The organism is Sphingobium sp. SJ10-10, from assembly GCF_036038995.2.
Lineage (GTDB): Bacteria > Pseudomonadota > Alphaproteobacteria > Sphingomonadales > Sphingomonadaceae > Sphingobium.
This window is the reverse complement of the sequence record NZ_CP158132.1, coordinates 101,529-125,943: the sequence shown is the minus strand read 5'-3', so window position 1 is coordinate 125,943 and position 24,415 is coordinate 101,529. Positions and strand designations below refer to the sequence as shown.

26 protein-coding genes are annotated in these 24,415 nt (G+C 62.2%); 12 read left to right on the top strand and 14 right to left on the bottom strand.

Going from position 1 to position 24,415, the window contains the following annotated elements; all coding sequences use genetic code 11:
* The first annotated feature begins 156 nt into the window (after positions 1-156).
* Entirely contained in the window at positions 157-1,359 is a 1,203-nt protein-coding gene (gene nhaA / locus VVT58_RS00595; protein ID WP_100238198.1) for a Na+/H+ antiporter NhaA, read from the top strand.
* Positions 1,346-2,647, top strand: coding sequence for a chloride channel protein (locus tag VVT58_RS00590; protein WP_197707402.1), 1,302 nt, complete (start codon positions 1,346-1,348; stop codon positions 2,645-2,647). The genes nhaA and VVT58_RS00590 overlap by 14 nt, the downstream gene beginning before the upstream one ends.
* A 318-nt stretch (positions 2,648-2,965) precedes the next feature.
* Here VVT58_RS00590 and VVT58_RS00585 read toward each other — a convergent pair whose 3' ends face one another.
* The 3 genes from VVT58_RS00585 to VVT58_RS00575 are packed head-to-tail and all read right to left on the bottom strand — an operon-like array spanning position 2,966 to position 5,822.
* Positions 2,966-3,664, bottom strand: coding sequence for a pirin family protein (locus VVT58_RS00585; protein ID WP_157801256.1), 699 nt, complete (start codon positions 3,662-3,664; stop codon positions 2,966-2,968).
* 41 nt (positions 3,665-3,705) lie between these two features.
* Positions 3,706-4,392, bottom strand: coding sequence for a response regulator (locus VVT58_RS00580; RefSeq protein WP_100238195.1), 687 nt, complete (start codon positions 4,390-4,392; stop codon positions 3,706-3,708).
* Positions 4,389-5,822 (bottom strand): ATP-binding protein, encoded by a 1,434-nt coding sequence (locus VVT58_RS00575; RefSeq protein ID WP_197707401.1) that lies wholly within the window; start codon positions 5,820-5,822, stop codon positions 4,389-4,391. Before VVT58_RS00575 ends, VVT58_RS00580 begins: the two co-directional genes overlap by 4 nt.
* A 360-nt stretch (positions 5,823-6,182) precedes the next feature.
* Between VVT58_RS00575 and VVT58_RS00570 the strand changes: the two genes are divergently transcribed.
* Entirely contained in the window at positions 6,183-6,548 is a 366-nt protein-coding gene (locus VVT58_RS00570; RefSeq protein WP_100238193.1) for a response regulator, read from the top strand.
* 12 nt (positions 6,549-6,560) lie between these two features.
* Here VVT58_RS00570 and VVT58_RS00565 read toward each other — a convergent pair whose 3' ends face one another.
* Positions 6,561-6,941 (bottom strand): DUF4168 domain-containing protein, encoded by a 381-nt coding sequence (locus tag VVT58_RS00565; protein WP_100238192.1) that lies wholly within the window; start codon positions 6,939-6,941, stop codon positions 6,561-6,563.
* A gap of 332 nt (positions 6,942-7,273) precedes the next feature.
* Between VVT58_RS00565 and VVT58_RS00560 the strand changes: the two genes are divergently transcribed.
* The 3 genes from VVT58_RS00560 to VVT58_RS00550 all read left to right on the top strand — a co-directional run bounded on the left by VVT58_RS00560 (position 7,274) and on the right by VVT58_RS00550 (position 9,481).
* Positions 7,274-8,254 carry a serine hydrolase gene (locus VVT58_RS00560; protein ID WP_242443430.1) on the top strand — a complete coding sequence of 327 codons (981 nt, stop codon included), beginning with the start codon at positions 7,274-7,276 and terminating at the stop codon, positions 8,252-8,254.
* A gap of 81 nt (positions 8,255-8,335) precedes the next feature.
* Positions 8,336-8,608, top strand: a complete 273-nt coding sequence (locus VVT58_RS00555) for a hypothetical protein (protein WP_100238191.1) — start codon at positions 8,336-8,338, stop codon at positions 8,606-8,608.
* A gap of 132 nt (positions 8,609-8,740) precedes the next feature.
* Positions 8,741-9,481, top strand: coding sequence for a hypothetical protein (locus tag VVT58_RS00550; protein WP_100238190.1), 741 nt, complete (start codon positions 8,741-8,743; stop codon positions 9,479-9,481).
* Between the two features lie 66 nt (positions 9,482-9,547).
* Here VVT58_RS00550 and VVT58_RS00545 read toward each other — a convergent pair whose 3' ends face one another.
* Positions 9,548-10,405, bottom strand: coding sequence for a hypothetical protein (locus tag VVT58_RS00545; RefSeq protein WP_100238189.1), 858 nt, complete (start codon positions 10,403-10,405; stop codon positions 9,548-9,550).
* 111 nt (positions 10,406-10,516) lie between these two features.
* Between VVT58_RS00545 and VVT58_RS00540 the strand changes: the two genes are divergently transcribed.
* From VVT58_RS00540 to VVT58_RS00530, 3 genes are all read left to right on the top strand, one after another.
* On the top strand, positions 10,517-11,836 hold the full coding sequence (locus VVT58_RS00540; RefSeq protein WP_100238188.1) for an SLC13 family permease: 1,320 nt from the start codon (positions 10,517-10,519) through the stop codon (positions 11,834-11,836).
* A gap of 42 nt (positions 11,837-11,878) precedes the next feature.
* Positions 11,879-12,025, top strand: coding sequence for a hypothetical protein (locus VVT58_RS00535; RefSeq protein WP_405053711.1), 147 nt, complete (start codon positions 11,879-11,881; stop codon positions 12,023-12,025).
* A gap of 463 nt (positions 12,026-12,488) precedes the next feature.
* Positions 12,489-13,094, top strand: a complete 606-nt coding sequence (locus VVT58_RS00530; RefSeq protein WP_242443429.1) for a hypothetical protein — start codon at positions 12,489-12,491, stop codon at positions 13,092-13,094.
* Here the strand turns inward: VVT58_RS00530 and VVT58_RS00525 are convergent.
* From VVT58_RS00525 to ectA, 8 genes are read right to left on the bottom strand one after another with little or no spacing between them, the layout of a single operon-like run.
* Positions 13,091-14,338: a mechanosensitive ion channel family protein gene (locus tag VVT58_RS00525; RefSeq protein ID WP_100238187.1), complete on the bottom strand. Its 1,248-nt coding sequence runs from the start codon at positions 14,336-14,338 to the stop codon at positions 13,091-13,093. The genes VVT58_RS00530 and VVT58_RS00525 overlap by 4 nt on opposite strands.
* Positions 14,335-15,678 (bottom strand): MFS transporter, encoded by a 1,344-nt coding sequence (locus tag VVT58_RS00520; RefSeq protein WP_100238186.1) that lies wholly within the window; start codon positions 15,676-15,678, stop codon positions 14,335-14,337. The genes VVT58_RS00525 and VVT58_RS00520 overlap by 4 nt, the downstream gene beginning before the upstream one ends.
* The gene (locus VVT58_RS00515; RefSeq protein ID WP_100238185.1) at positions 15,675-16,922 is read right to left on the bottom strand and encodes an MFS transporter; all 1,248 of its coding nucleotides are present in this window, start codon (positions 16,920-16,922) and stop codon (positions 15,675-15,677) included. Before VVT58_RS00515 ends, VVT58_RS00520 begins: the two co-directional genes overlap by 4 nt.
* A gap of 20 nt (positions 16,923-16,942) precedes the next feature.
* Complete coding sequence (locus tag VVT58_RS00510) at positions 16,943-18,382, bottom strand: aspartate kinase (protein ID WP_100238184.1); 1,440 nt, start codon at positions 18,380-18,382, stop codon at positions 16,943-16,945.
* Positions 18,379-19,299: an ectoine hydroxylase gene (gene thpD / locus VVT58_RS00505; protein WP_100238183.1), complete on the bottom strand. Its 921-nt coding sequence runs from the start codon at positions 19,297-19,299 to the stop codon at positions 18,379-18,381. The genes VVT58_RS00510 and thpD overlap by 4 nt, the downstream gene beginning before the upstream one ends.
* A gap of 25 nt (positions 19,300-19,324) precedes the next feature.
* Complete coding sequence (locus VVT58_RS00500; RefSeq protein ID WP_100238182.1) at positions 19,325-19,738, bottom strand: ectoine synthase; 414 nt, start codon at positions 19,736-19,738, stop codon at positions 19,325-19,327.
* A gap of 13 nt (positions 19,739-19,751) precedes the next feature.
* Positions 19,752-21,059: a diaminobutyrate--2-oxoglutarate transaminase gene (gene ectB / locus VVT58_RS00495; protein ID WP_100238181.1), complete on the bottom strand. Its 1,308-nt coding sequence runs from the start codon at positions 21,057-21,059 to the stop codon at positions 19,752-19,754.
* Positions 21,056-21,649, bottom strand: coding sequence for a diaminobutyrate acetyltransferase (ectA, locus tag VVT58_RS00490; protein ID WP_100238180.1), 594 nt, complete (start codon positions 21,647-21,649; stop codon positions 21,056-21,058). The genes ectB and ectA overlap by 4 nt, the downstream gene beginning before the upstream one ends.
* 162 nt (positions 21,650-21,811) lie before the next feature.
* Here ectA and VVT58_RS00485 point away from each other — a divergent pair, with 162 nt between their 5' ends.
* The 3 genes from VVT58_RS00485 to VVT58_RS00475 all read left to right on the top strand — a co-directional run bounded on the left by VVT58_RS00485 (position 21,812) and on the right by VVT58_RS00475 (position 23,768).
* The gene (locus VVT58_RS00485) at positions 21,812-22,336 is read left to right on the top strand and encodes a MarR family winged helix-turn-helix transcriptional regulator (RefSeq protein WP_197707400.1); all 525 of its coding nucleotides are present in this window, start codon (positions 21,812-21,814) and stop codon (positions 22,334-22,336) included.
* A gap of 212 nt (positions 22,337-22,548) precedes the next feature.
* The gene (locus tag VVT58_RS00480) at positions 22,549-22,980 is read left to right on the top strand and encodes a YhjD/YihY/BrkB family envelope integrity protein (RefSeq protein ID WP_327752051.1); all 432 of its coding nucleotides are present in this window, start codon (positions 22,549-22,551) and stop codon (positions 22,978-22,980) included.
* Between the two features lie 32 nt (positions 22,981-23,012).
* Positions 23,013-23,768, top strand: coding sequence for a YaaA family protein (locus tag VVT58_RS00475; protein WP_327752060.1), 756 nt, complete (start codon positions 23,013-23,015; stop codon positions 23,766-23,768).
* A 55-nt stretch (positions 23,769-23,823) separates the two neighbouring features.
* Here the strand turns inward: VVT58_RS00475 and VVT58_RS00470 are convergent, their stop codons facing one another.
* Positions 23,824-24,354 (bottom strand): fructosamine kinase family protein, encoded by a 531-nt coding sequence (locus tag VVT58_RS00470; protein ID WP_327752052.1) that lies wholly within the window; start codon positions 24,352-24,354, stop codon positions 23,824-23,826.
* Positions 24,355-24,415: the final 61 nt, after the last annotated feature.

The window sequence follows — 24,415 nt, the reverse complement described above, 5'->3', positions numbered from 1 at the left end:
GAAACGGAGAAGCACTCCGAATGATCCCTGGGCAAAGCTCGCGTCAGTCGGTAACCAGCCACGGGCGCCCGCGCGAAACGCCCAAATGGGCATTTTTTGAGGAAAATGGCTCGGTTTCTTTGGACATCCCTTGTCAAAGGCCGTTAACGGGCTTGCATGCTTTCTCTTGAGACACTTGGCCGGCCCCGATCGGCGCTGCGTGACTTCCTTCAAACGGAAGCAGCCGGCGGCATCCTTCTGATCCTGGCTGCTGCCCTGGCCATGATCGTCGCCAACAGCGGATGGGCGGAAGGATATTTCGAGGCCCTGCACCATCATGTCGGCCCGCTTTCGCTGCTGCACTGGATCAATGACGCACTGATGGCCCTCTTTTTCCTGCTGGTCGGGCTGGAGATAAAGCGGGAGTTCATCGACGGTCGGCTTTCGAACTGGTCTGATCGCTGGTTGCCGGTGATTGCCGCGGCCGCTGGGATGGCCGTGCCTGCGATCACCTATCTTCTGGTCGCGGGTGGTACGCCGGGTCTCGCCAATGGATGGGCCATTCCAGCTGCGACCGACATCGCTTTCGCCATTGGTGTGCTGGCCCTGCTGGGGAGCCGGGCACCGACCTCGCTCAAACTGCTGCTCACGACTGTCGCGATCGTCGATGACATGGGCGCGGTGCTCATCATTGCCCTCGCCTATACAAAGGGCATCAGTGGCCTGGCGCTGCTAGCGGCAGGGCTGATCTTCAGCGCCATGATGGTACTCAATCGCGCGGGCGTAAAAGGGCTCTGGCCCTTCATGATGCTGGCAGCCGCACTCTGGATTGCGGTGTTCCTGTCGGGCGTCCATGCAACGATCGCTGGGGTACTGGCGGCACTGGCCATCCCGATCCGCAAGTCGCCCGGCGCGCCGGATGATATCGAGTCTCCCCTCCATCGCCTCGAACATGCGCTTCACCCCTGGGTAGCCTTCGGCATCGTGCCGCTGTTCGGCTTTGCCAATGCCGGTGTGTCGCTCGCAGGCGTGGGACTTCAGCAAGTCATGGCGCCGCTTCCGCTGGGCATCGCCGCCGGGCTGTTTTTGGGAAAGCAGGTCGGGATTTTCGGGAGCATCAGGGCCGCGGTAGCGCTGGGTATCGCTGGACGACCGCCGGGTGCGACCTGGCTCCAGGTCTATGGTCTCGCCCTGATCTGCGGGATCGGCTTCACCATGAGCCTCTTCATCGGCGGCCTGGCTTTCGCCGATCCGCTGCTTGCCGACGAGGTCAAGATCGGCGTGCTGGGTGGTTCGCTTTTGTCGGCCCTGTCGGGCTATTTGCTGTTGCGGCTTGCCCCTGGCCCGTCGCGTGATGAGGCTGATCATGAAGAAGCCTAACTCTCTACGCCTGCGGGCGCGGCTGCGTCTCTATGGCTTACGCCCGACCATATGGCGCAGGCGGTCGGCCTTTCTGGGCGGCGCGATATTGATCGGCCTTGTCGCGTTGGTGTTCGCGCACCTTGCCGACGAAGCCAACGAGCTTTTCCTTACCATGGTCGCTCGCTGGTGGTGGGCGCCGCTGCTGATTACCCCGGCTGGCTTTGCTGGCCTCGTATGGATGACGCGCCGCTTCGCCCCGGCCGCGCCGGGATCGGGCATACCACAGACCATCGCCGCCACGCGCAATCCGGAGCGCGGGATGGACCGGCTTGTCTCCGCGCGGACGGCCGTTGCCAAATTCGTCCTGACGATCGGCACGCTGCTGCTGGGTGCATCGGTGGGGCGTGAAGGGCCAACGGTCCAGATCGCCGCGTCGATCATGGGCTATGCTCACCGCTTTCTGGCCATCCCGATCCGCGCCTCGGTCTATATCGCCGGAGGCGCGGCGGGCGTGGCGGCTGCGTTCAACACACCACTGGCAGGCGTGGCCTTCGCGATCGAGGAACTGGCCGCCGCCTATGAGCAGCGCATGACCCTGCTCGTCATGGCTGCGGTGCTGATAGCGGGCATGGTCAGCCTCGGGCTTGCGGGCGATTATGTTTACTTCGGCACCATGTCACAGACGCTCAGCGTCCGGGAAGCCTTGGTGGCCGCGCCTGTCGCGGGCGTGCTCGGTGGCCTTCTGGGTGCATTTTTCTCTCGCGCTCTGCTGGCGGCCGGGACTGCATCATGGCAGCCGCTGGCATGGCTGCGGAACCGGCCGATCGCTTTTGCAACCTGTTGCGGAGCGATTGTGGCGTTTCTCGGCGTGGCAAGCGGCCTGACATGGGGCACCGGCTATTCGACGGCGCAGGCAATCATCACCGGGTCCGATGTGCCCATGTGGTATGGCGCGGCAAAACTGCTTTCGACGCTGGCCACCGCCGCGTCGGGCCTTCCGGGCGGCATTTTTGCGCCATCTCTCTCGGTCGGCGCCGGAGTTGGGGACATCCTTCGCAGCATCTTTCCGGCCTATCCGCCCGGCGCGATCGTCCTGCTTGGTATGGTCGCCTATTTTACCGGCGTGGTGCGCGCTCCGTTGACAGCGGTCATCATCATCTCCGAAACAACCGCCAGCCGGGGCCTCATGATGCCTCTGCTCGCATCGGCGTTGGTAGCGGATTTTGTGGCACCGTTCGTTTGCCGCAACCGCCTTTATCACCAGCTGTCGTTGCGTTTTATGGAGCCCGGCAGCGCGAAGCACTGACGGGACAGCAGGCGGAATCAGCGCATCGGTGCTGGCGCCTTGTTCGGGAATTGGGATTCAGGGGTAAGCTCAGTGGCTTGCAGACGGACCTTCTTTCTCAGCTCCCGGCCGAGCATGCGAAGCATCCAGTCTCGGTGCGCCGACAAAAATTACGGAAATCCCTTCGGCTGGGACGGATCGAAGGCCGGTACGTTCCAGTTCAGATCAGGGGTCTGATAGTCAAGGTGCCGATGGCCTTTCTCGTCGGCCGGCGGATCGATATAGCGGCCCAGAAATCTGTTCTGAACCGCCCCTTTCCGAAGGCAGTTTTCATTGGGCTCACAGGGATTCGACCAAGAGTATTTCCGCCGTTTCGATGGCGCGGATTGTTGCCTCGCTTTCCCCTTGTATCGCCAGCCCATCGCCCGGATCCAACAAGTAGTTGTCGCCGAGCACAGATCGACCCGATCCCGCCACGATATAGCAAGACGCGCGCGGATCGAGATTGGCGTGAAGTTGCTCGCCTGTTTCGATCCTTGCACCCCAGACGCGCGACGGCGCGCGCAGGAGAAGAGCGTGGTCATCCCGGCGCCCACTGGCCAGCAAGGTCCATCGTCCCCCATCTTCTTTGCCCGGAAATTGACCCACGGCGCGGAAGGCGGGGCCATGTCCCTCGGGAGCCGGAAAGCGGAGTTCGAGAAATTCCGCTTCCTCCTTATCTGGATTAATGTCGGCATGAACCAGGCCCTCGCCAGAAGAAATGAGCTGGATGTGCCTGGCTTGAGCAAGATGGCTGGTTCCAAGAGTTCCGACGTGCCCAACTCGGCCCCGCAGAACCCATTGCAGGATATCGAAATGGTCGAGTGGCTGAGGGACGGTTGAAGCTCCGGGCGCCAGGAAATTATGATTGAGGATGCGAAGACTGCCCCAGTTCGTTCGGTCGGAACGCGCATAGCCGGCGAATGAGAAATGGTGCCGGGCGAACAGTTCGGCCCGTTGGGTCGTTCCCATCAGACGAGCTGGACGATATTCAATCACGATAATCTCCCAAATCGGACTGGAGGTGATCGTTCAACATCTCAGCCCGCTCCTACGAGCCGGTAACCCACCCCCGGTTCGGTCAACAGCAGGCAGGGATCTGACGGATCTTCCTCAATTTTCTGGCGCAGCAGGCCGATATAGACCCGCAAATACTGGGTATCGGTCGCCTCTGGTCCCCAACCGGCAGACAGCAGACGCTTGTGAGTGACCACCTGACCTGCACTGCGCGCCAATGTCTGCAACAGGTCATATTCCTTGGGCGACAATTTGACCGGCTCACCCGCAAGGCTCACGCGCCGGGTAGGGAAATCGATGGTGAGCGGGCCTGCCGAATAGGTCGGCGCATTGCTTTTCAAACGGGAGTGGCGACGTAGCGCTGCGCGGATGCGCGCCATCAATTCGCCGATCTCGAATGGTTTGTTGACATAATCGTCGGCGCCCTCGTCCAAGGCGGCAACTTTCTCCTGCTCCTGATGCCGCGCCGAAATAACGATGATGGGGACGTCGCTGCGCAGCCTTATACGCTGGATCAGCGCCTTGCCGTCAATGTCGGGAAGGCCGAGGTCAAGCAGAATGAGGTCGAAGTCCAGCGATTCAGCAAGGGCACAGGCGCTTCCGCCTTCCCGCGCGATACTGACATGATAGCCTGCCGTTCCCAAAACGGATTGCAGCACATCTATAAGGGCCGGTTCGTCATCGACGATGAGAATGTGCTGCACAGTCATGCGGAAGAGGCTTCTTCTGCGAGAGGAAGGGAAATGCTGATGACGGTCCCGCGTCCGCTTGGCCCCGGCGAGTCCGCTTTGATCGCTCCGCCAAGCGCCTCCACGAAGCCTTTTGCGATGGCAAGGCCGAGACCGCTGCCGCGCGGCGAAGGTTCCGGGCGGGGAACGCGATAGAAGCGGCTGAAAATCCTTTCCAGATCGGCCTTCGGAATGCCGCAGCCTTCATCGGTGATGCTGATGCGGCACCATTCCCCATCGCGGCGGGCTTTAACGGCGATACGCGTGCCGTCCTCACTATAGAGAATGGCGTTGTCGAGAAGATTGATCAGCACAAGCTCGAACATGGCGGCATCGACGCTGACGAGAAGATGGCCGTCTTCCAGTCTCCGCTCGATATATCGTCCCCCCGCACGGGTGCGCACCCGTTGGATGATGGCGCCCAGCGTTTCGGCCACGTCCAGCGTCTGCCGTCGCGCCAGGGACTGCCCCGCTTCGAGGCGGCTCATTTCAAGCAGATTGGCCGTGTATCGGTTGAGGCGCTCGCACTCGTTGACAATGCGGCGAAGGAACCGGGTGGTCGCCGCTGCATCAAGCTGTTCGCGAAAATCGATCAGGCTGGAAGCGGACGCGCTGATGGCGGTGAGAGGCGTGCGCAGGTCATGGCTGACCGAGGAAAGGAGCGCCGTCTTGAGTTCCTCGGTCCGCGCTTGCGCCCGGACTTCGGCGTTGCTTTCGGACAGCGAGGCGCGTTCCACGGCCAAGGCGACAAGATTGGCCAGAGCAGACATGAAAGCGTTAGCCGGTGGGGATGATGAGCCCCGTTCGAACAGGATCGCTCCTTCGAAGCCCACGCTGCTGTCGAGCCGGTAGGCGGTAAAGCGGCCTTCCTCAATCGGGTTGGCCGGATTGCCCTGCATGTGCCTGAGCAATTTCTGCCCCGCATGTCCGTCCTCCGCACCCGTTGCGTTGGCGAAAGACCCGTCCCTGACAAGGAAAAGCGTGGCCGTCGCGTCGGTGAGGGGCGCAAGGCTTTCTTTCAGCGCGGGCCGGATATCAGACATGCGGACAGCAGACTGCAACGCTCTGCTGATCTCCAGCAGGCTTGCCAATTGCGACCGGCTGCGCTCCGCAGCGCTGGCATGGTCCCTTAGTCGTCCGGCCAATATTCCGGAAACAAGAGCACAAAGGGTGAAGACGAGCAAAGGGACGATATCGCGCCCCGTCGCTATGCGAAAGGTGAAGACTGGCTCGGCCAGATAGAAATTGTAGAGCAGGAAAGCGGCAGTGGCGGCCAGAAGCGCGCCGACAAGACCGCCTATGGCGCCAGCCGTTACGACGCCCAGCACGAAGAACAAGGCAGCCGCGGCCTGTCCGAAAGCAGGCTTTACCATGACTGCGGCAAACCAGGAGAGCAGGATAACGAAAGTCACTGCCGATATACGCCAGGCGCTGCTGCTGCTGATAAGGCCAAAGCGTGAGCCTGGCGTTTGATCGCGCCTGCTTATCATCATTTTCCAGACCGCCATCGTCGCCATTTCGCCAAATCTAGGAAGGCGCAGCGAGCGGGTCCATGCATAAAAAACCTATAATAACAGCTTTGCCGATTATGCTGTAGCGGAGAAACTGACCGACGGGGTAGGGACCGGTCGGCGGGGGCGCAAGATAATGAAAGGCTGTACCGCGGCGAGCATTAGTCGCCGATATTGCGAAGTCACTGTTGGGGCCGTTCGATCGTGACTGCGCCTTTCGCAACGCCTGAATATAGTGGTAGGCCGCGTTTCAGCCGGCCCATGATCATCCTGGTGGTCGAGGATGAGGCGCTCGTCAACATGAACGCCTGCGACTTTCTCGTCGATCAGGAATTCACCGTCTTTTCGGCGCGTGATGCGGATGAAGCCATCTCCTTGATGGAGGAACTGGGCGGGGCAGTCGATCTTCTCTTCACCGATGTGAACATGCCGGGAACACTTGACGGGTTCGATCTTGTTCGACTGGCGCACCAACGATGGCCTTGCGTCAAGATATTGATCACGACCGGGGGGCGGGATCCCTCCGATCTGCCGCCGGACCTGCAGAAATTTGGCCCGATGCTGGCAAAGCCATACAGGCTGGAAATTCTCGGAATGATGGCTTCCAAGGCAATCGGTGCAGATTAGCCATCGGATGCTTCAGATGGACAATTGTTCTTCCATCATCAGCTGCTTGACTTTGTGCCGAAGCCGCCCCTGCTTATCGACCTTGGCGGAAATCTGGTTGAATGTTTCGACGTCAAGGCCATGACGCGCCAATATGTTCATCGTCTCGGCACTGGCTCTCGATTTCAGCAATGCTGCCTGATCTATCGAGAGCTTTGCGGCGCGAAACTGAACGGCGCGCTTCATCTTTTCGATTTCCAGCAGGGCCGACGCATAGGCGTGGACTTGGCGATCGGAAAAGGCGGTCGCCGCATCGTTTGCCAGCACTTTCGTACTCTGCCGAAGCGGAGCGGCATAGCCCGGGAGCGGCGCCACAAGCAGCAACAGAACCGATCCGCAAAGATGTTTGTGCATAGACTGTCCTTGAATGCTCCAGTCGCGAGCCATGTGATCGGCGGGCGGCAAAACCGGCTACCGCAAGGCCTTGAAAAGTTCGGCAATTCGATCCTATCAGGTTCGGGCGCTGCCAGCGCGCGACATCTGCGTTGAACGGTTGCCCCGATGCGGCCAACGGTTGATCTGGTTTGCCAAACCTGCATCCCCGCCTCCAGCGGATCGCGAAAAAGGGACTCATTTTGCCGATCACGAATTCACGTCGCCTCCTAACGGCCTCATTGCTGTTGCCCTTGCTCATGGGATGTGTTCCGGCGGGGGGACGGCTGGAACCTGTTGCCCGAGCCGCGCCTTTGACGAAGCCGCGCAGCGAACCGGCTCCGGTACCGGTGGTGCGCCATGGTCAGACAGTGCAGCCGCCCGCCGATCTGTTAAACGCGGTCCAGGGCCTCAGCGCATCGTTCAAGGGCCGCGTCGGAATATCCGTGCGGGACATCGATGAAGGCTGGACCCTCTCATCGAACGGAGACGCGCCACTCCCGCAGCAGAGTGTGAGCAAATTATGGGTCGCCATCACGGTCATGGATGCGGTCGACAGGGGCAAATTATCGCTCTCCGATCCGGTCACAGTCCGGCGATCGGACTTGACTGTCTTTCATCAGCCGATCCGCCCGCTTGTGACCAAGGCGGGCTATCATACGACGGTGGGCAAATTGCTTGAGATGGCCCTGACGCGCAGCGCGAACAGCTGCAATGATGTATTGCTCTGGAAGGTAGGCGGCCCGCAAGCCGTGCGGGACATGCTGGCGCGCAAAGATATCGACGATGTTGGCTTCGGGCCTGGCGAGCGCGAATTGCAGGCGAAGACGGCGGGATTGAAATGGCGGCCCGAATGGGCCGGCGGCTGGGGGTTTCTCAAGGCGCGCGCCGCCATGCCCTATGCGGCGCGGAACCGCGCGCTCAAGCGCTATCTCGCCGCGCCCTATGACGGAGCGTCGGCAAACGGCATCACGCTGGGACTGGCGCTGTTGAAGCGAGGCGAACTGCTCAGCAGAAAGTCCACCAACCACCTGCTTGCCCTTATGAGAGCAAGCAGGACGGGCCCGCTCCGTCTGCGCTCCGGCCTTCGTTCCGGATGGACGCTCGCTCACAAGACCGGCACGGGACAGGAACTGGGCAGTCTCTCCACGGGCTATAATGACGTGGGCATCCTTGTTTCGCCCGACGGCCACCGCTATGCGGTTGCGGTCATGATCGCAAGCACACATGAACCCATCCCGGTTCGCATGCGGCTGATGGGTAATGTTACCCGCGCGATTATCAGGATGAACTAGGACGGGGTTTAAATGTCATAAAAACGGTTTGCGACAAGGCGTGCTATCCTGATCTCCCTGAAGAGATGAGGTCCATTCGACTTGAACGAAGATGTGATCACGACCCACTGGCTGGACGCTCCCGATGTGCAATCGTTTCGCTCGCTGATAGTGCAGCGGCTGACGAAGGGCTTTGCGGAACTGGATGCACAGACCGGCAGCGTCGAAACCCGTCAGCAGCTTTATGCGACCTTGGTTCACGAAGCCATATGTATGGCTCGGCAACGACTGCCTGAAAATCAGTTCCTCGAAGAACTGGTCCAGAATTCCCATTCTGTCGAGGCCGCGAATGGGGGCACCGTCATCTTGATATGACGGAATCGTTCGATGATGTGCGGGGCTTTCCCCGAACCAACAAGATCATCAGCAACCCCTCCTTCATCGAAGCAACCGTGCCCCGTGTGCGGAGTTGGAACCCACGCGGACCCATCCAACCGGAGAAAATCAATGCATCAAGCCTTGCTCACCACCCTCTGCCTTTCGGTCGCCTTGCCGGCTGCGGCACAGGAATCGGCGACCTCCCCGGCGCCGGCTGCTCCCGCCTCAGCGACCCAGGCGCCAGCGCCCACCCTCAGCCAGCAACAGATCCTGGCCTTCAACAAGGCGGTCACCGACTTTACCGCCGGCCAGCAGGCGCAGCAAAAGGGCGACAACGCGGGCGCGCTTGCCAAATATGAAGCCGCGCTTCCGGCGATCCGCGATGCGGTCAAGACGCAGCCCGACAAGATCGACAATGTGAACTTCCTCGCCAACGCGCTCTATGCGACGGCGGCCGCAAATGCCGCGCTGCAAAAGCTAGACGCCGTCGCGCCGCTGTACGAAGAAAGCCTGCCCTATTGGCGCCAGGTCGTGACCGCCAAGCCTGCCGATGCGCAGAGCAGGGGCGTACTGACCGGCATTCTGATTCAGGTGGGCAACTTCAAACTTGGCAGGCAGGACAAGGCGGGCGCCGCCCCGCTCTATGCCGAAGCGATCCCGCTCGCGCGCAAGTCCGTCGCTGAACAGTCGAACCCGGTGAACCGCAACCTGCTGCTCGCCGCGCTGATCGGCGCGAGCCAGACGAACGCGGATTCCGCGCTCAAGGCCGAAGCTGCGACCATGTCGAAGGCGATGATCGCGGATGGAACCGTCGACGCCGCGAACAAACCATCGGCCGAGGTTCTCGCTCAATCTGCAATGGTGGGCTGATCCTTTACCTGATCGGCGCGGTCGGGGGCAGACATGCTCCCGGCGCGCTGAGAGCATTGGCCTTGCTCAGCGCCATTCGACGATCGGCTCGTCCTTTCCGGGCGCCACGAACGCTACCCGTTCAAACTCGACCGCAATCACGCAGCGGGGAGCAACCGATGGGTTGTCCTGCGAACAGTGAACCGCCTGGCCATCGGGAAAGCCGGACAGCTTCCCTTCCAGCTGCAGCTGGTAGCCAAGTGGGGAGGGCCCTTCGCCTTCCTCCAGCTTGACCGTGGCCGAATAAGGACGGTCGCCCCGTCTGAGAGTCCGGGAACTCTGTGGGGAATAGAATTGGGCGATCGCCAGGCGCTGTGCGGCAGGGTCGAGGATTGCATCCGATAGCGCGGGGCCTTTCGCTCCACATCGCTCCGCGCGGGTCCAGGGACGGCGCAGCCAGAAGCCCTCTGCCGCGTCGAACTCCATCGAACCGGCGATTTGCTTTATCCATTCCGCGTCGGCCAGGTTGCTGCCCCTTGCCACCAGCCGAAGCGCCCGGCTCTTGGGATTGAAGGCCCAGCCGGCCCATTCGGCTTTTTGTTCGCTGTCCGCCATCTCGCCACCGCACCCGAAGGGCATGCGCAGGATGAAGGATCGGCCCACGAGCGCGGCGTTGGATTGCGGGACGGCCGAGCCGCTCGCCACCGCATCGGCGGCGCTGGCCGCCGCGGCGATAAGCCCTCCCCGATCGAGTGGAGGGACTGGCGCAGGAATCACTGGAACTTTTGGAACCTCAACGACTGGCGCTTGTTCCTGAACCGCCGGCTTGTCATCGGTCGGCTCTCGCGCGATCTCCTTCTGCACGAAGAGGAAGGTCAGCGCAGAGCCCGCTGCGGCCGCGATCAGATGGGACAGGATGCGGCACCGGAAATTCTGTTCGGCCATGGGCGGCAGCCTAGCAGATAGCGATGGGCAAATTGACCCCTGGCGATCAGAAAAATGCTGTTTTTTTGCATTTCTGCTCCTCCGTTCGCCGGTTTATGGTAGCCGAAGCCAATGACGCTTGAGCAATTTGTCACACTCTTAGTGCTCGCCGGTGTGATTGTCGCACTGATATGGGACAAGGTGCGCGCGGACGTCGTAGCGCTGGCGGGCGCTGCGCTGCTGCTGCTCACCGGCGCCGTCCGCCCGAGCGAGGTGCAAGGCGCCTTCGGTAGCCCCGCGATCATTGCGCTCGCATCCCTGTTCGTCATCGCCCATGCCATGGAATTGTCGGGCCTTCTCGATTTGCTGATAACGAAGGCGGTCGCGCTCTGCCGCCGCATCGGCGCGCTCGGGATCTGGCTGCTGATCCTGCTGTGCGGCGGAGCGTCGGGATTTCTCAACAACACACCGATCGTCGTACTGTCGGCGCCTGTGGTGCGGGACGTGGCGAAATCGCTCAGGCTCGATCCCAAGCGCTTTCTGATGCCGCTCTCCTATGTGGCGGTTCTGGGGGGCTGCTGCACCCTGATCGGGACCTCCACCAATCTTCTCGTCGACGATATGGCGCGGTCTTCGGGGCAGCCGCCTTTCTCGATATTCGAGATCACACCGGTGGGCCTCGTCGTCGCGGCGGCAGGGGGCCTCTATCTTTTCCTGTTTTCCGGCCGCCTGCTTGCTAGACCCTTGCCAGCGGCGCTTGGCCGGGTAGAGGCCGCGCTCCCGCATCATGTCAGCCATCTCGACCTTGCCGGGGACGCAATCGGCGAAACAGAAGACTTTGCTGTGCAACGGCCGCTGGCGCTGACCAAGGCGCTGACATCGACGGCCATCTTCGTGGGGGTCATCACGCTGGCGGCGCTCAACATAGCGCCCATCGCAGCCTCGGCCTTTGCTGGCGCGGTACTGCTGATTCTGCTCCGCGTGATCCGCCCGGAGGAGGCCTATGGCGGCCTGCGGCCGGAAATACTGATGCTGATTGTTGGCATGGTCGTCATCGGCATCGCGCTTGAACAGACCGGCCTCGCCGCATCGGCTACGAACGCGCTGGTTGGGAAGGTCGGCCTTTTCGGACCCTTGGGTGCTTTGATTCTTCTTTATGGCGCGACCCTGGTGCTGACCGAATTGCTCTCCAACGCCACCGTGGCCGTGCTGGTGACGCCGATCGCGGTGGCGCTGGCGGAAAGCCTGGGCGTCAGTCCGCGGCCTTTTCTCGTTGCCGTCATGATGGCGGGCAGCGCTGCCTTTGCCACCCCTTTCGGCTATCAGACCAATGTGCTGGTCTATCAGATGGCCGGATACAGCTATCTCGATTTCACCAAGGTGGGTCTGCCGCTCAATCTCATTACCTGGGCGACGGCCGTCGCCGCAATCCACTGGTTCTTTCCCTTCTAGGACGGTCTGGGATCACGGCGCGGGCACGGGATCGCCGTTAACATGGCCACAGCGCCGTTGTTCATGTCGGGTCCCAAGGGCGACATCAATATTCAGGGTGCCTTCCTTCACATGGCGGTCGACGCCGCCGTTTCTGCCGGTGTGGTCGTCGCCGGGCTCGCCATCCGGCTCAACGGCTACGGTCCATGAAATCGGCGAAGCTTTGCGGATGCGCGATGACGCGCAGCACTCATCCTTATCCTCCCGAATAGCTGTCCATTCAGACCATCGCCCCCGCCAACAACATGGCTGCGCCAGCCATGATCGATGGCAGGAATCAGTAGCTTTGATGCTATATGCAGGCCAGGCGTAGAAAGTGGGCCTTCATGACAGGCGCTCCTGTGGCCCTGTGGATCGCGCGCCTGCGCTGCCTTGCGATATCCGCCCCGGCACGATCACGCACAGAGGGCCCTGTCGGTTATCGAACACCATAGCGGTCCTTTCCGTGCCAGGGAGGGAGAAATACCCGGTATAAACCGTTCATAAGAACATGCGCTTTTGCCGATTTCGCCTTGCCATTCTGACGATTATCGCCATCCTAGGGGCGGGCCTTGCAAACACGCAGGCGCCATCTTTTCCTGCGGACGCCCTATATGCACCGCAGCCGCAGGCTGTGTTGCCAGAGGCGCATCTGCGCGCAGCCATACAGGATGACCAGGTTCGCAGTTTCTATGCGGCAGCGGGCTGGCGGGCGGTCTGGACGACGGCGGCCGAACAGGAACTGCTTGCCGCGCTCGATGGCCGCGCCAGGCATGGCCTCGATCGCATCGACTTCGGCACCCCGCCATCCTCGTCGGACAGCACGATCGATCGCGAGTTGAATCTGACGCGCCTTGCGCTCGCTTATGCTTCCGCGCTTGCGCATGGGGTCGTCGATCCCGCTGCCTTGCATTCCATCTATTTTGATTGCAGCGAGCGCCATCTGAGCCATGGCTGCGTCCGGGTCGAGGATGCGCTGGGCTTCGCGCAGCTGCTGGCTTCAGATGAGGGCGTTCTCGACCAGTGGCTGGCGGCGCGGGAGTCCGGGCAGGAAAGGTTCGTTGACCTGCCCCGCGAAATTCCGGTGCGCCTGCTCTACCGCAATGTCTTCGTCAGATCCTCGGGCGCAATCGCCTTTCGGACCGATCCCTACGGCTGGAACGATGCCGTGGCCCAGCGTCTGGGTTTCAACAGCAAAGGCCGCAAGTCGCAACCCGAGGCCATCGACATCGGACCTTAGGCAGCAGCGAGCGCCGCCAGATCGGCGCCAGCCGGACGCTGAAACAGGCGAAGGCCGAAGTCCGGCAGGATCGCGATCAGGTGGTCGAAAATGTCGCCCTGTATGCCCTCATATTCAGACCAGACCGTGCTGTTGGCGAAGGCGTAGATTTCCAGCGGCAGCCCGTTTTCGCTGGGGGCGAGCTGGCGCACCAGCAACGTCTTGTCCTGCGCGATGTCACTGCGCGATTGTAGATAGGCGAACACATAGGCGCGAAAGGTGCCGATATTGGTGAGCCGCCTTCCGTTGACGGTTCCGTCCGCGCCATGCTCGACGTTCCAGCTTTCGATCTCCCGCCTCTTCGCCTCCAGATAGGGGCGCAGCACGGCGAACTGCGCCATCTTCTGAATGGCGTCCTCGTCCAGAAAGCGCACGCTGCGCTGATCGATCATCAACGACCGCATGATGCGCCGTCCACCCGACTCCGCCATGCCGCGCCAGTTGCGAAAGCTCTCCGAAATCAGCCGATGCGTCGGGACGGTGGTGATCGTCTTGTCGAAATTCTGGATCTTGACCGTATGCAGGGCGATGTCGATGACGTCGCCGTCCGCGTTGAACTGCGGCATCTCGATCCAGTCGCCCACGCGCACCATGTCGTTGGACCCGATCTGGACGGAGGCGACCAGCGACAGGATCGTGTCCTTGAACACCAGCATCAGCACTGCTGCCATGGCGCCAAGGCCCGACAGCAGCAGCAGCGGCGACTGGTCCATCAGCGCGGCGATGATCAGGATCGCGGCGCCGCCATAGACCAGCAGCTTTCCCAGTTGGACATAGCCCTTGATCGGCCGGTTGGCGGCGTTCGGGCGCCGCTGGTAGAGGTCATTGAGCAGGGCCAGGAAACCGCTGAGCGCGACGGCCATCGTCAGGATGATGAAGGCTGTGCACAGGCTGCGGATCAAGGTGATCGCCTCGACCGGCAGATGCGGTACAGCGCCGATGCCGGCCTGTATCACCAGCGCGGGCACGATATTCGACAGACGCGCCACGATCGCGCCGATATGCTGGGCCTCGATCTGGAAGGGCAGGTGATTGAGCAGGCGCAGGAGCAGCTTGAGCACGATGCGCTTCGCCACCCAGTTGGCGATCCAGGCGAAGGCGCCGAGCAGCAGCAGCGCCAGTCCGCTCTGCATCCAGGGCTCGCGCACATAGGCGTGCGCCAGCACGTCGAGGCTCTCGTTGGAAACGGGGAGATTGGTGATCAAGCCTGCTTCTCCGCAAAGGGATCGTCATAAAGGGATCGACCCGCCGTCTCTGGCATGAAGCGCAGCGCCACCAGTCCGACGATGCATGCCAGCATCATATAGAAGGCCGGCATCAGCTCATTGCCGGTCAGGCTGATGAGCCCGCTCCCGATCGCCGGTGCCGTTCCGCCGAAAATCGACGTCGACACATTGTAGGCGATGGCGAACCCCGCAAAGCGCACCTGCGTCGGAAAGAGCGCGGGGAAGGTCGCCGATATCGTCGCCAACTGCGGAACATAGAGCAGCCCCAGGGCGATAAAGGCGATCATCGCGCCCACAAGCCCTGTCGTCATCAGCAGATAGAGCGGCACGACCGCGACCAATAGGCCGATCAGCGAAACCCGCCACATCGCCCGTCTGCCGACCCGGTCCGACAATGCCCCGGCGAAGGGCAGGAAGACCATCATCAGCAGCATGCCGATGATAGGCACGATCAGCGCCTCGTCGCTCGACAGACCGATCCGCCTTTGCAGATAGGTCGGCATATAGCTGAGCAGCGTATAGTTGACGACATTGAGCGCGACGACCAGTCCACCCACGACCAGCATCGGCCGCCAGTATCGCCGCATCAGCAGGCCAAGGCCGGGCGAGGACGGTCCCGCATCATGCAGCGCCGCCGCTGCCTGAAAGACTGGCGTATCCTCCATCCTGGATCGCAGATACATGCCGACGAGGCCCATGGGCGCCGCGACCAGGAACGGAATGCGCCATCCCCAGGCATGCATCGCGGCGTCGCCCAGCATCAGCGAAAAACCGAGCATCAGCGCCGCCCCCAGCGAAAATCCCGCCAGTGTCCCGAATTCCAGAAAGCTGCCGTAGAAGCCTCGCCGATCGTCGGGCGCATATTCGGCCATGAAGGTCGCCGCCCCGCCATATTCGCCGCCCGTCGAAAAGCCCTGCACCATGCGCAGGGCGATCAGCAGGGCGGGCGCCCACAGCCCGATGCTCGCATGATCGGGGATCAGCCCGACGCCCAGGGTCGCGGTCGACATCAGTAATATGGTGAGGGCCAGCACCGACTTTCGCCCCAGCCGGTCCCCAAGGGGCCCCCAGAACAGCCCGCCCAGCGGCCGCACGAGAAAGGAAATCGCGAAGGTCGCCAGCGCGAACAGCACGGCATCGTCCATGTCGCCCGGAAAGAGCGCCGCGGAGATATAGGTCACGCCATAGGCATAAATGCCATAGTCGAACCATTCGGTCGCATTGCCCATGGCCGAAGCGGCGATGGCGCGGCGCAGCGTGGCGGCCTGCCCCGGCGCAGGAGCGCAGGACGCCGCGGCAGGCGTGGAAATCGCGGTCATGTCGTGTGTCCTTGCGTCAGGCCCTCATCGGCGCTGTTGGGGTCCAGCAGCGCGGCCATGGGCGTGGTGCGGGGCATGATCTGGAAATCCTGCCGGTAATTGTCGGGCACGGGGTCGGACGCCCGTTGCCGCCAGAGGCCCACCATCATCGCCAGCCCGGCGGCGAGGGCGATAAAGAGGAATAGTCCGCCCGTGCCCGCCATGGTCATGAAGCTCGCAGCCAGCACCGGCCCGAGCGCCGCGCCGATCGAATAGAGCAGCACCAGCCGGCCGCTCGCCGCGACCCGCTCAGTTTCAAGGAGCCGGTCGTTGCAATGGGCGACGCACAATGGATAGAGTGCGAAGCTCAATCCCCCGAACAGCGCGCCGAACATCATCAGCAACAGGCTCTCCCCGGTCAGCGAGAGCGCGACACTGACCAGCGCCGCCAGACCGAAGCTGCCGACGATCACCCGCCTACGGTCGTGCCGGTCGGACAATCGCCCCAACGGCCATTGCAGCGCCACACCGCCCAGGATCACGATCATCATGAAGCGCGCGGTTTCGGCGAGGCCCAGCCCCAGCCTCCGCACATGTACCGCCGCCAGGCCATAAAAGGCGCCTAGCATCAGCCCCGTCGCCACCGCGCCCCATGCGCCCAGCGGCGATGCGGCCAGCAGCGACCGGATCGAAAAGGCGCTCGCCTCAACCGGCGTGGGAGCCGAACTGCGCGTCAGGCAGAGGGGAATGATGGCCAGCGAAATGAGGATGGATGCGATCTGAAAGGGGATAGCGGGCAGCCCGCCGCTCGCGCCCAGCAGCAACTGGCCGATCGCCTGCCCCGAATAGAGCGCGACCATATAGGCCGCCAGCACGCTGCCCCGCGTCTGCGGTTCGGCCCGGTCATTGAGCCAGCTTTCCAGGCACACGAAGACGCCGGCCACGCAAATTCCATCAACCAGCCGCAACAGCATCCAGAACAGCGGATGCGTCAGCAGCGCATAGGCCAGCGTGCTGGCTGACAGCAGTGCGACGAAGGCCGCGAAAGCACGGATGTGCCCCACGCGCCGCACCACATTCGCCGCCCGCAGCGACCCTATGATGAGGCCGCCGAAATAGGCCGTCGCGACGAGGCCAATGGTCATCGTGCCGCTGCCCGCGCGCTCCAGCCGCAGGCTGATGAGCGTCGCCAGGAAGCCGCTGCCCGCCATCAGCATGAAGATGGAAAGCAAAAGGCTGCGGACGGGTTGGATGGCAATCAACATGGGATGGATCGGCGCACCGTTCAGGCGGCGCGCTGCTCCTGCGCCTTATCTTCGCCATCTTCCACCAACCCGCGGTGAAGCACGCGCACGGCGGCATCATAATGCGCGACATCGACGATGAACTGCACATCGACATTGCGGATTTGGTGCTGCATCGCGATGATGCCGATGCCTTCGCCCGCCAAAGCGCCCAGCGCGTCCGCCACCAGCGATGGCCGCGATATGTCGCTGCCGATCACCGATACCATCGCAACGGGATGCGCCGATATGGAGGCTTCGGGAAAGCGCTGCTGCAAATCATCGATCACCCGTTTGACTGTGGCGGCGTCGGCCGAAAGATAATGGGTGATGGTGTTGGCGTTGGAGGATTTGCTGACGATCCACGCACCATGCCGGGTCAACGCCTCCAGGATGGCGGCGTCATAGCCCTTCACCCCCACCATGTCCTGCTCGAAAAATTGCAACGCCTGTGCATGGCGGATGCCGGTCACGATCTCGACCCGCGGACTTTGCGACACATAATCGCCGCAGATCAGGGTCCCGCCATCCTCGCGGTCGAACGTGTTACGCACCCGCAGCGGAATGCCCGACTGGCGCAGTCCCCGGCCCGCGCCGGGATGAATCGCCTCCATGCCCAGATTGGCGAGCTGATCCGCGACATCGTAATTGGTGCGCCCGATCTTGCGCGCCTTGTCCGTGCCGACCAGCTTGGGGTCCGCGCTCGACAGGTGAAATTCCTTGTGGATGACGGCCTCGCGGGCACCTGTCAGCACCGCGATGCGGGAAAAGGTCATTTCCGAATAGCCCCGCGCATAGCGGCGCACCATGCCCTCGCTACACCCGGCATAGCCGGTAACGATCGGCAGCGTGGAGGTGAGGTCGATCGGCCCCAGCGCGCTGGTGACGCGTTCGTCCAGCCCGCGCATATCCTGCTGGTCCCATAGAGTGAGGTCGACGAAGGCGGCATTGACGCCGCGGTCCTGCAGCAGCAGCGCCGTACTATGGGCGCTATGCGCCTCGCCAAGGCCCGCGAGCATCTCGCGCACCGTCACCAGCTGCTCCTTGACGCAGAAGCGCCCATGACTGCGCAGCCGGGCCAGATCGTTCAGACAAGCGGCCACGGCGTCGATCCGTAGATCAATGAAGGCGTTCGCTTGGGCCAGGCTTTCGCTGCGCGCGAACATTTCCGCATTACGCGACCGCATGGCGTCGCGCACCGCCTCCATCGCCCGGCGCCAGCCATCGGCGCCTTCATCCGCCACGAAACGGGCATAGACGCCCGGCTCGCCGCTCTTCTTATGCTCCAGCAGCAGGTCCGTCATCCCGGCATAGGCGGACACGACGAAAATGCGGTTGTAGAGACCGGCGCCCTTGCGGCCTGCGATCAGCACATTGTCGAACAAGGTTGCGGTGGCGGCCATCGACGTGCCGCCGATCTTTTCGACGCTATGGCCGCTCATGCCGGCACCTCCTGCATCAACGGCCCGGGAATCGGCATGATCACCTCCGGCTTGCCCCGTGCGGCAATGAAGTCCGGACGCGGTCTGTCGACGCCGAAGGGCGCGGCCAGCCGGTTGCTCACCGCATTATAGACGAGGAAGGCATTGGCGCGCGGGAAGGGCGTGATGTTGCCGTTCGACCCATGCATGATGTTGCAATCGAAGATGACGACCGATCCCGGCTTCCCCGTCGGCGCGACAATGCCATGCTTGTCCGCCAGTTCCGCCAGGCTGTCCTCGTCCGGCACGCCATATTCCTGACGTTTCAGGGACATGCGGTAATGATCCTCCGGCGTTTCGCCCACGCAGGTCAGGAAGCTACGGTGCGATCCGGGGATCAGCATCAGCGGGCCGTTATGCGGCGTGTTCTCCGCCAGCAATATGGACATGGACAGCGCCCGCATGCGCGGCATCCCATCCTCGACATGCCAGGTTTCGAAATCGCTGTGCCAGTAAAATTCCTTGCCCTGAAAGCCGGGCTTATAATTCAGCCGCGACTGGTGGATATAGACGTCGTCGCCCAGCAGGAAGCGCGCGACACTGGCCAGCCTCTCGTCGGCCGCCACCCTTGCGAGCACCCGGCTCTGCGCGTGGATCCTGAAAATCGAACGGATTTCGCGCGCGCCCGGTTCGGTTATGACCGTCTCCTCCTCCAGTGCGTCGGGATCGGCCAGCAGCTTGCCGGCCTCCCGCTGGAGGAAGGCGATCTCTTCGTCGGAAAACAGATTTTCCAGCACCAGATAGCCGTCGCTTTCGAACTGCGCGGTCTGGGCCTGGGTAATAGGCGCGCCATCGGCCCATTCGCTGTGAACGACCGGATCGAGGCGCGGCAGAAATTCGGCCATCTTCGCATGGCGGGATGGGTAGATGTCTTGCAAGGGACTTCCCCCTTTTTCGTAAGAATTAGTTCGTAAGCGCGGCCTCGCGGATCATGTCCGCTTCGGCCGGATAGGCGCCGCTTTCGTCGTGCACTTCCTTGCCCGTGACGGGCGGGTTGAAGACGCAGGCGCACAATATGTCAGTGGCGGGCCGGACGATATGCTTGTCATGGGCATTGAGCGCATAGATGACGCCCGAGGCCAGTTGGTGGGTGATGCCCGTGCCCAGATCCTCGATCGTGCCGTTTCCTTTCAGCACCAACACAGCTTCCAGATGGTTCTGGTAATGCATGTGAATCTCCTCACCGGCATACATCGTGGTCACGTGGAAGGAAAAACCCATATCGTCATCCTTCAGCAGCAGGCGTGCGCTTTCCCACTGCTCCGACTTCACGTTGCGATCGGACTTGCGAATGTCCTGCAATTTGCGAACGATCATTATCTATATTCCTTTATTCTGCTGCGACGCCGACGGGTATGGACAGGACTTCGCGGATACTGTTTTCTAGAATGTCCAGTCCGGCCGAAAATGTGGCGTCGTCGATGACAAGCGGGGCGAGGACCTTCACGATCTCGTCATGCGCGCCGCTGGTTTCGATGATCAGGCCGCGATCGAAGCAAGTCGATGTGACCGCAGCGGCAATCTCACCCGATCCGAGATCGATTCCGCGCATCATGCCCCGCCCGCGCGTGGAGAGGGCGTGTTCCTGCGCCATCGCGGTCAGGCGCCGGTCCAACTGCTTGCTGCGCCGGGCAACGTCCTGCGGGAACCGCGCGTCGCTCCAGAAGTGGCGTAGCGCGGCGGTTGCGGTGATGAAGGCGTGGTTATTGCCCCGGAACGTCCCATTATGCTCGCCCGGCGACCACTGGTCGAGTTCAGGACGCAACAGGGTGAGCGCGAAAGGCAGGCCCATGCCCGACAGCGACTTTGCCATGGTGACGATGTCGGGCGTGAGCCCCATGCCCTCGAAGCTGAAGAAGCTGCCGGTGCGCCCGCAGCCCGCCTGGATGTCATCGACGATCATCAGGGCGCCGTGGCGCTTGGCGATGGCGGCGATCGCGCGCAACCATTGCGGCGACGCGCTGTTCAGACCCCCTTCGCCCTGTACGGTCTCCACCAGGATCGCGGCCGGGGCGTCCAGCCCGCTCGATGGATCGGACAGCCGCCGCTCCAGCAGTTCGGCGGTGTCGACATCCGGGCCATGATAGCCGTCATAGGGTTCATGCGCGACATGGTTCAGTGGCACGCCCGCGCCGCCCCGCTTGGCCGCATTGCCCGTGCAGGCCAGCGCCCCCAGCGTCATGCCGTGGAAGCCATTGGTGAACGCGATCACCAGCTCTCGCCCGGTCACCTTGCGCGCCAGCTTGATCGCGGCTTCGACGGCATTGGTGCCGGTCGGCCCGGTGAACATCGCCCGATAGTCAAGGCCACGGGGCGTCAGGATGACCTGTTCCAGCGTCTCCAGGAATGCCGCCTTGGCATCGGTGTGCAGGTCAAGGCCGTGGGCGATGCCGTCGGACCCGATATAGTCGAGCAACGCCTGCTTCAGCACCGGATGATTGTGGCCATAGTTCAGCGTCGAACATCCCGAGAGGAAGTCGAGATAGCGTCCTCCCTGATTGTCGTGCATCCAGACGCCTTGCGCCTTGGTGAACTGGCGCGGCATGGACCGGGCATAGCTGCGCACGGCTGACTCGCGGCGCTCGTAAAGGGCGATGTCCGGTTTTCGCATGGTGGGCCGGGGAAGGGTGGTGATCATGTCGCCATTTCTCCTTGGGTTGGGCTGCCCGATGAACGGGGCAGCGGGCCGATGCGGGCAAGCCATTCGGTGGCATGCGCGCCGGCAAAATGGGTGTCGCGGTGGAACAGTGCGCTCTTGGAAAGGGCCGTGCTCCATTGACGGGCGAGGCCCTCGAACAAGGCCCAGGACGGGCCGTTATCCACCGTCACCGTGGTGATGAGGTGGGTGACGCCGTCGGCTGATGGGCGATCGAGCAGCGCCTCGATCATGCGACCGCCCAACCGCTGGCCTCGCGCGGCGGCTGCTACGGCCACCTGCCAGACGAAGAAGCTGTCGGGTTCCGAAGGAGGACGATATCCCGAAACCCACCCCGCTATCACGCCGTCCCGTTCGGCGATGATGCAGCTGTCGGCGAAATGCGTGCACTGAAGAAGGTTGCAATAGGCCGAGTTGGGATCAAGCGGCGGACAATGTGCGATCAGCATGGTGACCGCCGGGCCGTCGGTGGCGACGGGCCTGCGAAACTGGAAATGGGATGTACGGGCCGGCGAAGGGCGCGCAAACGTCCGTGGCGGCTTCGCGGCCGCATCGGAATCTGTCTTAAATATGCTTTATCTCCCGAACTATATTTTTGCGTATGTCAGGTTCACCCCCTCGTGTCGTCGACAGATTTAAGCGATTTTGAGCCGTTTTTCAACCGGAATGCAATTTTTCAATTCTTCAGCGTATAAAGAATCCATAAAAATACTTTGTCTACCGAAGGAATTTGCATGGCTTCAAATCCCCGTCCTTTCTATGTTTCCTTCATGAGTTCCGACATCGCATCGCTTACGCTCCGTGCCCTCCGCCGCGTCCTGCGTGCCACCGAAATCGGCAGCCGCCGTCTTGCCAATGTGACGGGGTTGACCCCCTCGCAATGGCTTGTCCTGCGTGAGATCGCCTCCAGTGATTCGGCAACGCCCAGCGAGATCGCCCACGCACTGCAATTCAGCCAGGCGACCATCACCACCGTCGTCGACCGTCTCCAGGAACTGGGCTTCGTTCAGCGTCGGCGCAACGAACGCGACAAGCGCCAGTTCATCCTCTCCGCGCTTCCTCCAGGCTTTGGCGCGCTCACCAACGCTCCCGACTTGCTGCAGACCATATTCACGGAGCGGTTCGACCAACTTCCACCATGGGAACAGGCCATGATCCTTGCAGCGGTCGAGCGGCTGGCGATGCTGATGGACGCGCAAAACATCGATGCCGCGCCGCTGCTCGACAGCGGCCTCATCGATCGATCCGGCCCTGCCTGACCATCTGCGCATCATGACGGCCGAGCGGATATCGCCAAACGTCTGGTTTGTTGACGCAGAGTGACCGTTTCTCGCTAAACGACGGATTATCCTGCGCCCGAAGTCGTTCATGACGATCTGCGGCGGCCGGAGCCACTGCCCACCGTTGAAGCTGCAGGAACCGATGCGCCTGCTGACTAGTCCTCAGTTTTCAGGTTGGATCGGGAGGAGGCATGTCGTCAGCAAATCAGCAGGATCAAGCGGCTGAAAGGGGCGCTACTGCCGACACGCCGCGTGAGCTGCACTGGGCGGGCTGGAAGTCGATCCTCAAGCGGATCTGGGTGAATAGCGGGCGACATAATATCGGCCTGCTTTCAGCGGGCGTGGCGCTTTATGCTTTTCTCTCCTTTGTACCTTTGCTTGGGGCTGTAGTCATGACCTACGGCCTCATCGCCGATCCGGCGACCGTCGCGAAGCACTTGCGCAGCATCATCCATCTCGTGCCGACGGATGCAGCGCGCCTCATTTCCGAACAGTTGACGCAACTCACGCAAAGTGCGGCCGAGAAGAAGGGGATCGGCCTGCTTGTGGAGCTGCTTGTATCAATCTATGGGGCGTCGCGTGCTTCAAGCGCGATGATTGCCGATCTGGAGCCGCCGGTTTGACGCCAACGCCTGCGGTCGCTACCGGCGGCTCGATGATCGCTCTGCTGTCCCCCGCCAAGACGCTCGACTTCCAGCGCACCCTGCCCCCGCTACCCGTTTCGGCGCCGCATTTTTCCAAGGAAGCGCACGACCTTGCTCAAGCGGCTGCCGAGGAGCTCTCAGAAGAACGGCTGGGAAAGTTAATGCATATCTCGCCGCGCCTCGCCAAGCTCAACGCGGAGCGGTTCCGTGACTTTGCCGATTTGCCCGAACGGCCGGCGCTCTACGCCTTTGCCGGCGACGTCTATACGGGCTTTGAAGTAGACACGCTGGACGAGCCGGGCGTCGCTTTCGCACAGAACCATGTGCGCATGCTCTCGGGCCTCTATGGTCTGCTCCGGCCGCTGGACACCATCCGACCGTATCGACTGGAAATGGGAACGCGTTGGGCACCGGGCCATAAGCGGCTGACTGATTGGTGGGGCGATCGCATCGCCGCACTGCTGCGCGCCCAGCTTGCGGATGAGGGATCGGGCGTAATCCTCAATCTCGCCAGCCAGGAATATTTCGCGGCCGTCGAGGGCAAGCTGGCGGGCATAAGGGTGGTCGAGGTCGAGTTTCGCGAACCTGGTCCAGACGGCCCGCGTTTCGTGAGCTTCAACGCGAAGCGCGCGCGCGGCATGATGGCTCGATGGCTGTGCGAGCATCATATCACGAACGTGGAGGCCATGCGCGGCTTCGACAGTGACGGATATCGCTTCGACCTGGAAGAGAGCGATGCCGATCGCTGGCGCTTCACCCGGGCATGAGCGTCCGGCAATCTACGGCTACAGCCGCTTTCTTGCCTGGACGGCGCATTGGCCATTAAAATCCGATCTCGCCCAGGCAGGCCGATGCCTTTCTGACATAGCTGTCGCCGAACAAGCGCGCGTGCACGAGGAGCGGCCATAAGCGATATATGGGCCGCCGCCCCCGCCACCCCTCTTTAAGACCGCAGGCTTCGTAGAATGCGACCGGAGGATTGTCGAACAGGCTGAGCATGGCGAGGTCGACTTCCCGGTGGCCGTAATAGGCTGCCGGATCGATCAAGCCGGATATGATGACGTCGTTGAACAGGATGTTTCCGCCCCACAGATCGCCATGAAGCAAAGCGGACGGGGGACGGTCGGGCAGGAAGTCGCCCAACCGCCTGACCAGTTGCTCAAGACGATCCCCCAAATGACGGTCAATGTGGGGAAGATGACAGCGCAGTCGGTTGTCGCCCCACAATTCGACCCAACTGCTTTTCGGACTGTTCTCATGGCCACGGTGCCGAAGGCATAATCGGCGTCCCAACCATGGGGGTTGCCAAGCGGCATGTGCAGATGATCGAGTATGTCCGCCAGGTGCGCCCACGTGTCCACCTGCGTGCAACTTTGCGCGCCGGCGGACAATCGGTGATCCTCCTGCTCATAAA

Bases quoted from the DNA above. Each gene is read 5' to 3' on its own strand.
- nhaA (WP_100238198.1), top strand. From the start codon at position 157: ATGCTTTCTCTTGAGACACTTGGCCGGCCCCGATCGGCGCTGCGTGAC.
- VVT58_RS00590 (WP_197707402.1), top strand. From the start codon at position 1,346: ATGAAGAAGCCTAACTCTCTACGCCTGCGGGCGCGGCTGCGTCTCTAT.
- VVT58_RS00580 (WP_100238195.1), bottom strand. From the start codon at position 4,392: ATGACTGTGCAGCACATTCTCATCGTCGATGACGAACCGGCCCTTATA.
- VVT58_RS00570 (WP_100238193.1), top strand. From the start codon at position 6,183: ATGATCATCCTGGTGGTCGAGGATGAGGCGCTCGTCAACATGAACGCC.
- VVT58_RS00565 (WP_100238192.1), bottom strand. From the start codon at position 6,941: ATGCACAAACATCTTTGCGGATCGGTTCTGTTGCTGCTTGTGGCGCCG.
- VVT58_RS00550 (WP_100238190.1), top strand. From the start codon at position 8,741: ATGCATCAAGCCTTGCTCACCACCCTCTGCCTTTCGGTCGCCTTGCCG.
- VVT58_RS00545 (WP_100238189.1), bottom strand. From the start codon at position 10,405: ATGGCCGAACAGAATTTCCGGTGCCGCATCCTGTCCCATCTGATCGCG.
- VVT58_RS00540 (WP_100238188.1), top strand. From the start codon at position 10,517: ATGACGCTTGAGCAATTTGTCACACTCTTAGTGCTCGCCGGTGTGATT.
- VVT58_RS00535 (WP_405053711.1), top strand. From the start codon at position 11,879: ATGGCCACAGCGCCGTTGTTCATGTCGGGTCCCAAGGGCGACATCAAT.
- VVT58_RS00520 (WP_100238186.1), bottom strand. From the start codon at position 15,678: ATGACCGCGATTTCCACGCCTGCCGCGGCGTCCTGCGCTCCTGCGCCG.
- VVT58_RS00515 (WP_100238185.1), bottom strand. From the start codon at position 16,922: ATGTTGATTGCCATCCAACCCGTCCGCAGCCTTTTGCTTTCCATCTTC.
- VVT58_RS00510 (WP_100238184.1), bottom strand. From the start codon at position 18,382: ATGAGCGGCCATAGCGTCGAAAAGATCGGCGGCACGTCGATGGCCGCC.
- VVT58_RS00500 (WP_100238182.1), bottom strand. From the start codon at position 19,738: ATGATCGTTCGCAAATTGCAGGACATTCGCAAGTCCGATCGCAACGTG.
- ectB (WP_100238181.1), bottom strand. From the start codon at position 21,059: ATGATCACCACCCTTCCCCGGCCCACCATGCGAAAACCGGACATCGCC.
- VVT58_RS00485 (WP_197707400.1), top strand. From the start codon at position 21,812: ATGGCTTCAAATCCCCGTCCTTTCTATGTTTCCTTCATGAGTTCCGAC.
- VVT58_RS00480 (WP_327752051.1), top strand. From the start codon at position 22,549: ATGTCGTCAGCAAATCAGCAGGATCAAGCGGCTGAAAGGGGCGCTACT.
- VVT58_RS00475 (WP_327752060.1), top strand. From the start codon at position 23,013: ATGATCGCTCTGCTGTCCCCCGCCAAGACGCTCGACTTCCAGCGCACC.